Here is an 8,610-nt window from a genome sequence, read left to right as displayed (position 1 = left end):
GTCTGGCGGCAGCCGGCTCGGCCGCCCGAGGGTGACTGTTCCGGACGAGGGTGCCCGGCGCGCGTGACGCGCTCGTCCGGAACAGCCACGTCGGCGCGCATGACAATCGGTACGCGCGATTCGCGGCCTGTTCTGCCCGGCGGCCGGACGTGCTTGGATGAGCGGAGGGCGATCGAGGAGGGACGCGCGCGATGACCGAACCTGCCGCAGCCGACACCGACCCTCAGGCGTTTCTGGGCGACCTCGTCGCGAGCGTCGCGCGCACACTGCCGGCCGAGGTCATGGAGCAGGTCTTCTTCGTCGACCGCACACGCACACTCGCAGACCGGATCTCCCGCCGCGTCGGCACGATCAGCCAGGTGCGCCTCATCGGAACCAACGAGGCACTGACGCTCGGCTACGAACCCGGTCCACGCTGGAAAGCGGAATGGGCGCGCCTATATAGAGGTGCGACCATCTCCAGCCACGCGATGACGCTCGGCGAATGGCTGACGGCTTTCGCGGGTCAGGTCGCGGCGCTCGCTGCGGATGCTGCCGGCGACTCGGCATCCGGATCGCGCGCATTGCAGACGCTCGGCATCGAACCGGCCGGGTCGGAGATCCGGGTCAGCGAGTCGACGCTCGAAGGCGACCTTCTGACCCTGCCGGCGAGACTCGGCAGTCGCGTGCCGTCGGAGGCGATCGCAGCGGTCGGGCGTATCGGCGGGCTCCTCGCCGACACCCTTCCCCGTGTCGCAGGCCAGGGCGAAGCCGAGGTGATCGTGCGGCGTACCGCGACGGTCTACCTGCCGGACACGCTTCGCGCCTACCTCTCTCTGCCCGCCGACTGGGCGGTCGAGCACGTCTTCCCCGATGGGACCACGCCTGCGCAGGCGCTGGTCTCCCAGTTGGACGCGCTCGAGACGGCCGCGAAGATGATGCGGGATGCGGCGGTCGACCACGACGCGTCCGCCCTGCTCATCAACGGCCGGTTCCTCGCCGACCGCTTCGCCGGGTCGAGGCTCGACCTGTCCTGACCTGCCGCGCCCGATCCGCTGCACCTGACCCGCAGGGCGCGACCGACCTCAGTTCGCCCCGGAGTGCGAGCGGTCCAGGTAGGTCCGCGACCGGGCCACCTGCTGTTCGAGGGCGTCGACCGTCACCGCCATGGACTCGACCGCCTGTGCGCGGTAGCCGTCGATCGCATCCATCGTGGCGAACACGTTGTCGAAGGCGCGCTGGAGCGTCTCGACGCTGACCCCCGACGATGCGGCCCCTTCGTTGACCGTCGCCGTCTGCTGCTTGAGGAGTTCGCCCGTGCGATCGATCATCGAGTTCGTCGCATCGTTGAGTGCGCTGATCTGGTCGAGCACCAGCCGCTGGTTGGCGAGCGCCTGTGAAACGATCACGGCGGTGCGCAGCGCCGAGACGGTCGTCGTCCTGGCGCGTTCGACGCCTTTGATCAGCTCGAGGTTGTTCTTGCGTACCACATCGAGGGCGAGGTACCCCTGCACGGATACGGCGATCTGCGTGGTGAGGTCCTGCCTGCGCTGGCGGATGGGGAACAGTGCGTCGGCCGTGAGCGTGTCGGCCATCTTCGGGTCGGTCGGGCGCAGTGCGGCCACCCTCGCTGCCGTGGCCTCGTCGAGCGCCGCAGCGAGCGTCGCGTATTCGCCGAGTTTTCCCATCGTCTTCCAGAGGTTCGCGCGCTCCAGTTCGATGGCGGCGTTGTCTTTCAGGAGCTCGTCCTGCCCCGAGATGAGCGCGCGGATGATCGCGTCCAGGTGCTTCTGCGCCGACTGGTACCGCTCGAAATAGTGCATCAGCCTGCGGCCGCCCGGGATGCGCCCGAGCAGGCCTTTCGGTCCGGTCAGGTCGGCGTGCCCGGGATCGAGGTCCGTGATCGTCGTGCGCAGGTCTTGCAGCGTGCGCACGACCTGGGCCTGAGGGTCGGACGTGGCCCCGTGGCCGCGAGCCGAGGCGAGCGACGATGCGGGCCGTTCGAGCATCCGGGTCGAGACCTCTGCCGACGACCGGATCTCGCGCTCCCCCATGCGCACGATGTCTTCGACCTTGCGGGTGAATTCGGGGCTGCCCGGCTCTTCAGACGCCAGGGCGGCGACGAATTCGTCTGCCTTCTTCGTGAGCTCGGCCCGCTTCTCGGGTGCCAGGGCGACCATCCCGACCGCCTGGTCGCCTTTCAGTTCGGGGACCGCCTGAGGTGGTGTCAGGACGATTTCCACTGTGGGTTCCTGCTCGGGTGGTGTCGTCGGCTGCTTCAGGTCGGACTCGGACATCGGCATCTCCTCTGGCTGCGCGAAGTGCTCCTGAGCTAAGAGTACGTCGTGCCGACCGTGCCGGTCCCGGACGAGCGTGCCGCGCACAGCGGTCACGCTCGCCCGGAACTGTCACACTCGCCCGATCCGCGTACTAATACGGGCAATTCTGCCCGTGCGGCCGAACGTCGCTTTCGCGACGCTGAACGTATGGCTGACGACATCCGAAACGTGAGTTTCTACATCGGCGGGGATGGCCTGGTGCGGGCGCGGGCGGCATACGAGGCGACACGCTGGCTGGAGGGTGACCGAAGCTGGTCGCATTTCGTGGAGAAGGCCCTCCGGGCAGAGACGTCCCGCAGGGAGGCGAGGTTCAATGATTCCCGGCCGTTCGACGGTGGGGAGGGCCCGCTGAAGCCGGGCCGGCCCACGATCAGCATCCAGTTGCGTGCCGCCCAGGTCTCCGGCGCCGCGTCGGATGATCCATCACGGATGTCGCCGGAACGGCTTCCCTCCGCCGACCAACACGATGAGCAGGGACGAGACGTACAACCCGATCGGGACCGGGGTCGGGTTGAGTGACGTTGCGTGATACGGCTGAGGCAGCGCTCGCATTTTTGACCGGTTCAGCTCTACCGACTCCGACGGCGTCCCCGTTCCTGACCAGGCCGGTGAATTTCAAGGCTGGCTCGGAACAGGTGCTGTTCTTCGCGCCCTGGCCGGTGAACGTTGACATGGCCGAGGACTTGGAATTACGTTCGACGTCGACTAACCGGTCGGGCTGCGGACGCTCAGTGAAAGGTGGTCACATGGATATGCATCAACCCGTCAACGTGTGGGAACCGGCGGATGAGTCGGTTGACATGGGCTATCACGGCGAATTCGACCAGCGCTCCATCCAGCACAGCCCACAACTTCGGGCTTCGTTGCACCATCGTGGTCTCGGGATCGCACTGGGTGCGATGACCGCGACTGCGGCGGTCGCCGCAACACGAATGCGTCGGCGGGTGACGCGCTGATGTTTCTTGAGACGTTTCGAGCCATTTACGGGTTGCTCGAGCTCACTTCACCCAACGTGGTGGCGCGGACAGTGCTCGGAAAAGTGCCCGACGAGCGGCTCCGAACAACGGTCCGGATTCTCGGCGCACGCCATATCGTCCAGGCCCTGCTCACGGTTGCCAGCCGAGGTCGTCTGCATCGAGTCGGAGGGGTCGTTGACCTGGTCCACGCGGCAAGCATGCTCGGTCTGGCCGCATTCGACGCACGTCGACGCCGCGAAGCGATCGTGAGTGCGGTAATCGCGACCCTCTTCGCGGCTGCCGAGCTCCGCGAACGCTGCAGCCTTGCCTGTTGACGGGAAAAGTTGCACGAGTACGCAACTGGTGCGGGCATCTGGGCGCGCAACGCCTTGCTGCGACTTGCCCCGAGCTAGCCTTGGCCCGCGATCGACGAGGATTCTCATTGCCGTCGTTGCTCTGAGGGCGGCCACGGGAAACAAGCGGTTCGCATCGCCTGGGCACGCGCTCGGCCAGGCTCAGGTCAGTGTTCTGCTTTTGGGTAGTTGCCGTGTCGCAGTCGGGCAGGGCGGACGAGAGGGGTGCTTCCCTTTCTCGATGCGCCGATGTAGGTGCCCTGGACTAATGGGTCAGGACCGTCGCTTCCGTCGGCTTTGGTGTAAGTGCCTTGCACTGTTCTGAGAGTGGGAGGCTCAGGTTCGACCTGGGTGTAGGTGCCTTCGAAGTCGTCGCGGGTGGGGCCGGACCTGCCGTTCGAGTTGTGTGCTGATGACATGTTCATTGTCATCATCTCCTTAATTGCGCTATCGCAATTGTTGCACTTACCGCGGTGATTCTGAATACTGAGCAGCATGAATCCCGCAAAAGCCCCCAGCATCGGAGTGGACGAATTGAATGCGGCCCTCGCGGCTGCCAACGTGATGATGCGGGTGGCCGCCCGGTCGGTCCTCGACGTGGAGGACGTCGTCACGACGCCCCAGTTGCGCGTTCTCATGCTGATCGCCGCGTTCGGTCCGCAGAACCTCGGTGCTGTCGCGACCGAGTTGGGTGTGCATCCGTCGAATGCGACACGAACGTGCGAAAAGCTGGTCCAGGCCGGGCTGATCGGCCGATCGGACGACCCGGCCGACCGTCGCTACATTCAGCTCGAACTTACGGACGAGGGATCGGCGGTCGTCGACCGGGTGCTGACGGAACGTCGGGATGCGATGGCCGACGTGTTCGCGAACATGTCACCGGAGGACGCAGCCACGGTGGCGTCTGCCTTCGAAACGTTCGCCCGTGCTGCCGGTGGCGAGCCGACCCGCGACGGCCGGTTCGCCTTCGGCTTCACGTTCTGAGGCGATCCGATGAACGCCGAAGGCGTGACCAACTCCGATCATCGCAGTCAGTTGCGCGTCTTGGGCGTGCGGGCGCCGACCAGTGTGACGATCCATACGGTGCTTGCGAGTAGGGCATATCCGGCCGTGATGGCTGGCAGGGAGATGATGCGACTGAGCTGTCCGGCGATCAGCGCCGGGACGGCTGACCCGGTGTAGCTGATTGCGTAGATGACTGCGAGGAGCCCGGCGCGTTCGGCCGCCTTGGCCTCGGGGAGGAGCGTGTTCATGCTGCCAGCGGTTGCAAGTCCCATCCCAATTCCACCGATGACGCCAGCGAGGAGGAACAAGGCGAGCAGCCCCGAGCCGCTGGCGAAGGCAAGCCCGATACCGGCTACGGCGACGATGGTCATGCCGATCCGCTGGGCTGTGGCCGCGTTGAATCGGCCAGCCGCGAATCCGCCGAGGAAGCTGGGGGCCATGTACGAGGCGAAAACGGCGGCGGCGATCAGGGGGTTGTTCGAGCCGAGGTCCTCAGCTGCGATCGACGGTCCGAAGGAGTTGAAGTAGCCGCCGAATGCCCATGTGGCTACGAAGATCAGGGCGGCGACTGGCAGGTAAGGGCGGGACGCCGCGGGCACTCGAAGTCGCGGGATGAGGGAGGCGAGCGCCCCGCCCTTGCGGGCCACGGTCTCGGGGCGCGTGGTGAGAGCAATGGCGCATCCGACGAGGAGGACGGCGAACAGAAGGTAGGTGAGCTCCCTGGGCGCGGGAGCGAACTGAACGAGCACGGCGGAGACGAAGACGCCGATGGCGAGGCCGACGGTGGAGGCTGCGGTGGCGACCGTTGCGACCAGCCAGCGCGGACGTCCGGCCGCCGTGTCGACGGCGTAGGAACCGATCGCGCTCGACGCGAGGCCGGCGGCGAGGCCCTGCAGGGCGCGACCGATCAGCAGCACGGCGAAGCTGTGGACGAACAGAAGTGTTACACATCCCGCCATTGCGACCAGGAGAGCGGCAATAGAGACGGGACGGCGACCGTGGTGGTTGGAGAGCCGCCCGAGCACGAGTAGCGCGAACACGGCGCAGGCGAAGTAGGCGACGGCGACCAGTGAGAACTCGTCGGGTGTGAGTCCGTCGACCTGGCCGTAGCTGTCGTAGAGAGGAATGGGCGTGGCACCAGCGGCGAAGACGGCCACGAAAGAGATCGTCGCCGCGATGAAGCCGCGTGAGGTGGCGCGAGTCGGTGCGGGAACTGCAGGGGAGGAAGTTGAAGTGGTCATGGCGTCCGGGGAAGGGAAGAGCCCCAGAACGGAGTGTTCAGGGGCTCGTCGTCGAGGATCGGGGAGAGGGTCAGGCTTGGGCTGTGCCGTTGTAGTCGTTGTCGGTGATGTGTTCGAGCCAGGTGGTGGTGTCGGCGGGGTCGTCGGCGTTCTCGAGCATCGCGATGTGCTCCATGAAGCAGCCGGGCGCTGCGGCGTGCCAGTGCTCCTGGCCGGGCGGTGTGTAAAGAGTCTCGCCTGGGTGGACTTCGATGATCTGTCCGTCGCGCGTGCCGAACCGGCCGATACCCTGCGTGACGCGCAGGTACTGGCCGCGGGCGTGCGAGTGCCAGGCGGTGCGGGCACCGGGCGCGAACCGCACGGTGGAGACGATCATCCGCTGGTCGTCCTCGTGGGGGAGGGCGATGGGGTCGAGCCAGACGTCGCCGGCGAATTGCGCAGGCGGGTTCTTGGAGGTTGGCGTGCGGGGTTCGATGTTCATGCGTCTTCCTTCTCTGTCGCGGTGGTGAGCTCAGTGGCCGCCCACGATGCCAACAGGCGCAGCCCGTCTTCCGACGGTGTGCCGGGGTCGGCACTGTAGGCGGTGAGGGTGAGCCCGGGGGCGTTGGGGATGTCGAGCGCGTCCAGCGCCAGGTGCAAGTCGCCCACCACGGGGTGGCGGAAATCCTTGTAGCCGCCACGGTGGAGCCGGACATCGTGCCGGGCCCAGCGGCAGCGGAACTCGTCCGACCGTGTGGAGAGTTCGCCGATCAGGTCGGTGAGCGCCTTGTCGTACGGTGTCCGCCCGGCTTCGGTGTGCAGGATCGCGACAGCTGTGTCGGCGGCCTTCTCCCAATCGGGGTAGAGGTTGTTGGAGTGCGGGTCGAGGAATTGGAACCGGGCGAGGTTCACCGGGCGGGACCCGTTTCCGAACGCCTCCGAGTACAGCGCGCGGCCGAGATCGTTGATAGCGAGGATGTCGAGTCGGCCGTTGCGGACGAACGAGGGCACGCCAACCATCGAGCCCAGCAGCCGACGAACGCTGGGCGCGACGGCCATGGCTGGCTTACGGCGCGGCCGGGCGGACGGGGAGGCGGCGCGAGCCAGGTCGAAGAGGTGCTCGCTCTCCGCTTCGTTCAGTTGTAGCGCTCGGCTGAGGGCGTCGAGGACGCTCTCCGACACCCCGCCGAGGGCGCCGCGCTCCAGCTTCGTGTAGTACTCGACCGACACCCCGGCGAGGAGTGCGACCTCCTCGCGGCGCAGCCCCGGGACGCGGCGGGTGCCGCCGAATGTCGGCAGGCCGGCCTGTTCAGGGGTGAGCTTGGCCCGTCTGGTGGCGAGGAACTCGCGGATCTCGCTGCGGTTGTCCATGCCGACCACGCTACGTCTGGATCGGGTGCCCTTGGGAGTCCCTGTCAGTACCCGTATCGACAGAGACTCTCACTCGCGGAGCCAGAGGGCGTTGACTGGATGTCATGACCGATCTGGACGCTGAAAGGAACACTTATGACCGACGAGACCCCCGGCTGGACCGGCGGCCAGCGCGCGTTCGGGGACTTTGCCCCCGGGCTCGTGCATTACACCGACAAGGTGCTGTTCGACGAAGTGTGGGAGCGGCCGCAGCTGTCCAAGCGTGACCGCAGCCTGATCACCGTCGCGGCACTGCTGACCGCCGGGAACGTCGAGCAGCTGACCTTCCACCTCACGTTCGCCAAGCAGAACGGCGCGACCCAGGAGGAGCTGATCGAGGCGATCACCCATCTCGCGTTCTACGCCGGTTGGCCCAAGGCCATGTCGGCGATGACCGTGGCGAAGACCATCTTCGCCACCGACGACAGCACGGACGTCTACAACACCCGCAACGAACAGGAGAACTGAATCATGACGATCCTCGACGAGACCTACACCCTCTCCAACGGTGTGCAGATTCCTAAGCTGGGCTTCGGCACCTGGTTCATTGACGACGACCGGGCGGCGCAGGCGGTTCGCGATGCGATCGGCGCCGGCTACCGCAACATTGACACCGCGCAGGCGTACGGCAATGAGCGCGGCGTCGGCGAAGGCGTCCGGACCAGCGGGGTCGCCCGCGACGACCTGTTCGTCTCGACGAAGCTGGCCGCCGAGATCAAGGATTACGAGGGCGCCGTCGCGGCGATCGACCGCTCGCTGCAGACCCTGGGGCTGGACTACATCGACCTGATGCTCATCCACAGCCCGCAGCCGTGGGACGACTTCCGCGGTGGCGACTACTCCGAAGGCAACCGCGCCGCCTGGCGTGCGCTCGAGGAGGCCTACCAGGCCGGCAAGCTGCGCTCCATCGGCGTCTCCAACTTCCAGAACGAGGACGTCGAGAGCATCCTGTCCGAGGCGACCGTCGCCCCGCACGCCAACCAGCTGCTCGTGCACGTCGGGAACACCCCGGACGAGCTGCTGGCCTACGCGGCCGAGCACAACATCCTCGTGCAGGCGTACTCACCGTTCGGGCACGGCGCGATTCTCAAGAACGAGGAGCTGACCGGGATGGCCGACCGCTACGGCGTCTCAGCCCCGAGGCTCGCCCTGCGCTACGCCATCCAACTCGGAACAGTCCCGCTGCCCAAGACGGAGAACCCGGACCACATGCGCAGCAACGCCGACCTGGACTTCGTCATCTCGGACGAAGACATGGCGACCCTGCGAAGCCTGCACATCCGCGACTACGGCGACGACTCCGTCTTCCCCGTCTACAGCGGCAAATAGGCCAAACAGGTGAGCGGAT

11 protein-coding genes are annotated in these 8,610 nt (G+C 66.6%); 7 read left to right on the top strand and 4 right to left on the bottom strand.

Going from position 1 to position 8,610, the window contains the following annotated elements; genetic code table 11:
• The first annotated feature begins 191 nt into the window (after positions 1–191).
• Positions 192–1,016, top strand: a complete 825-nt coding sequence (locus tag ACPPVQ_RS17765) for a hypothetical protein (RefSeq protein ID WP_426516447.1) — start codon at positions 192–194, stop codon at positions 1,014–1,016.
• A gap of 48 nt (positions 1,017–1,064) precedes the next feature.
• On the opposite strand, the gene ACPPVQ_RS17760 is transcribed toward ACPPVQ_RS17765, so the two are convergent.
• Positions 1,065–2,276, bottom strand: coding sequence for a toxic anion resistance protein (locus tag ACPPVQ_RS17760; RefSeq protein WP_426516446.1), 1,212 nt, complete (start codon positions 2,274–2,276; stop codon positions 1,065–1,067).
• A 189-nt stretch (positions 2,277–2,465) separates the two neighbouring features.
• Here ACPPVQ_RS17760 and ACPPVQ_RS17755 point away from each other — a divergent pair, with 189 nt between their 5' ends.
• From ACPPVQ_RS17755 to ACPPVQ_RS17740, 4 genes are all read left to right on the top strand, one after another.
• A complete protein-coding gene (locus ACPPVQ_RS17755) occupies positions 2,466–2,837 on the top strand; it encodes a ParB family protein (RefSeq protein WP_426516445.1) in 372 nt (123 codons plus the stop codon).
• 89 nt (positions 2,838–2,926) lie between these two features.
• Positions 2,927–3,274 (top strand): hypothetical protein, encoded by a 348-nt coding sequence (locus tag ACPPVQ_RS17750; RefSeq protein ID WP_426516444.1) that lies wholly within the window; start codon positions 2,927–2,929, stop codon positions 3,272–3,274.
• Positions 3,274–3,609 (top strand): hypothetical protein, encoded by a 336-nt coding sequence (locus tag ACPPVQ_RS17745; RefSeq protein ID WP_426516443.1) that lies wholly within the window; start codon positions 3,274–3,276, stop codon positions 3,607–3,609. Before ACPPVQ_RS17750 ends, ACPPVQ_RS17745 begins: the two co-directional genes overlap by 1 nt.
• Before the next feature lie 513 nt (positions 3,610–4,122).
• Positions 4,123–4,611 carry a MarR family winged helix-turn-helix transcriptional regulator gene (locus ACPPVQ_RS17740; protein ID WP_426516442.1) on the top strand — a complete coding sequence of 163 codons (489 nt, stop codon included), beginning with the start codon at positions 4,123–4,125 and terminating at the stop codon, positions 4,609–4,611.
• Between the two features lie 47 nt (positions 4,612–4,658).
• Here the strand turns inward: ACPPVQ_RS17740 and ACPPVQ_RS17735 are convergent, their stop codons facing one another.
• The 3 genes from ACPPVQ_RS17735 to ACPPVQ_RS17725 all read right to left on the bottom strand — a co-directional run bounded on the left by ACPPVQ_RS17735 (position 4,659) and on the right by ACPPVQ_RS17725 (position 7,223).
• Positions 4,659–5,873: an MFS transporter gene (locus ACPPVQ_RS17735; RefSeq protein WP_426516441.1), complete on the bottom strand. Its 1,215-nt coding sequence runs from the start codon at positions 5,871–5,873 to the stop codon at positions 4,659–4,661.
• 70 nt (positions 5,874–5,943) lie between these two features.
• The gene (locus ACPPVQ_RS17730) at positions 5,944–6,354 is read right to left on the bottom strand and encodes a (R)-mandelonitrile lyase (protein ID WP_426516440.1); all 411 of its coding nucleotides are present in this window, start codon (positions 6,352–6,354) and stop codon (positions 5,944–5,946) included.
• Positions 6,351–7,223: a helix-turn-helix domain-containing protein gene (locus tag ACPPVQ_RS17725; RefSeq protein WP_426516439.1), complete on the bottom strand. Its 873-nt coding sequence runs from the start codon at positions 7,221–7,223 to the stop codon at positions 6,351–6,353. The genes ACPPVQ_RS17730 and ACPPVQ_RS17725 overlap by 4 nt, the downstream gene beginning before the upstream one ends.
• Before the next feature lie 135 nt (positions 7,224–7,358).
• Here ACPPVQ_RS17725 and ACPPVQ_RS17720 point away from each other — a divergent pair, with 135 nt between their 5' ends.
• Both ACPPVQ_RS17720 and ACPPVQ_RS17715 read left to right on the top strand, forming a co-directional pair.
• Positions 7,359–7,730 (top strand): carboxymuconolactone decarboxylase family protein, encoded by a 372-nt coding sequence (locus ACPPVQ_RS17720; protein WP_426516438.1) that lies wholly within the window; start codon positions 7,359–7,361, stop codon positions 7,728–7,730.
• A gap of 3 nt (positions 7,731–7,733) precedes the next feature.
• Entirely contained in the window at positions 7,734–8,591 is an 858-nt protein-coding gene (locus ACPPVQ_RS17715; protein WP_426516437.1) for an aldo/keto reductase, read from the top strand.
• Positions 8,592–8,610 lie beyond the last annotated feature (19 nt).

Origin of the sequence: Leifsonia sp. McL0618 (assembly GCF_049994905.1) — a bacterium.
Classification (GTDB): domain Bacteria; phylum Actinomycetota; class Actinomycetes; order Actinomycetales; family Microbacteriaceae; genus Diaminobutyricibacter.
The sequence above is the reverse complement of the archived record's forward strand: the minus strand, read 5'-3'. Positions and strand labels throughout refer to the sequence as shown.

What these genes read in the sequence shown, in the direction of transcription:
- ACPPVQ_RS17765 (WP_426516447.1), top strand. Translation starts at nt 192, where the DNA reads ATGACCGAACCTGCCGCAGCCGACACCGACCCTCAGGCGTTTCTGGGC.
- ACPPVQ_RS17760 (WP_426516446.1), bottom strand. Translation starts at nt 2,276, where the DNA reads ATGTCCGAGTCCGACCTGAAGCAGCCGACGACACCACCCGAGCAGGAA.
- ACPPVQ_RS17755 (WP_426516445.1), top strand. Translation starts at nt 2,466, where the DNA reads ATGGCTGACGACATCCGAAACGTGAGTTTCTACATCGGCGGGGATGGC.
- ACPPVQ_RS17745 (WP_426516443.1), top strand. Translation starts at nt 3,274, where the DNA reads ATGTTTCTTGAGACGTTTCGAGCCATTTACGGGTTGCTCGAGCTCACT.
- ACPPVQ_RS17740 (WP_426516442.1), top strand. Translation starts at nt 4,123, where the DNA reads ATGAATCCCGCAAAAGCCCCCAGCATCGGAGTGGACGAATTGAATGCG.
- ACPPVQ_RS17735 (WP_426516441.1), bottom strand. Translation starts at nt 5,873, where the DNA reads ATGACCACTTCAACTTCCTCCCCTGCAGTTCCCGCACCGACTCGCGCC.
- ACPPVQ_RS17730 (WP_426516440.1), bottom strand. Translation starts at nt 6,354, where the DNA reads ATGAACATCGAACCCCGCACGCCAACCTCCAAGAACCCGCCTGCGCAA.
- ACPPVQ_RS17725 (WP_426516439.1), bottom strand. Translation starts at nt 7,223, where the DNA reads ATGGACAACCGCAGCGAGATCCGCGAGTTCCTCGCCACCAGACGGGCC.
- ACPPVQ_RS17720 (WP_426516438.1), top strand. Translation starts at nt 7,359, where the DNA reads ATGACCGACGAGACCCCCGGCTGGACCGGCGGCCAGCGCGCGTTCGGG.
- ACPPVQ_RS17715 (WP_426516437.1), top strand. Translation starts at nt 7,734, where the DNA reads ATGACGATCCTCGACGAGACCTACACCCTCTCCAACGGTGTGCAGATT.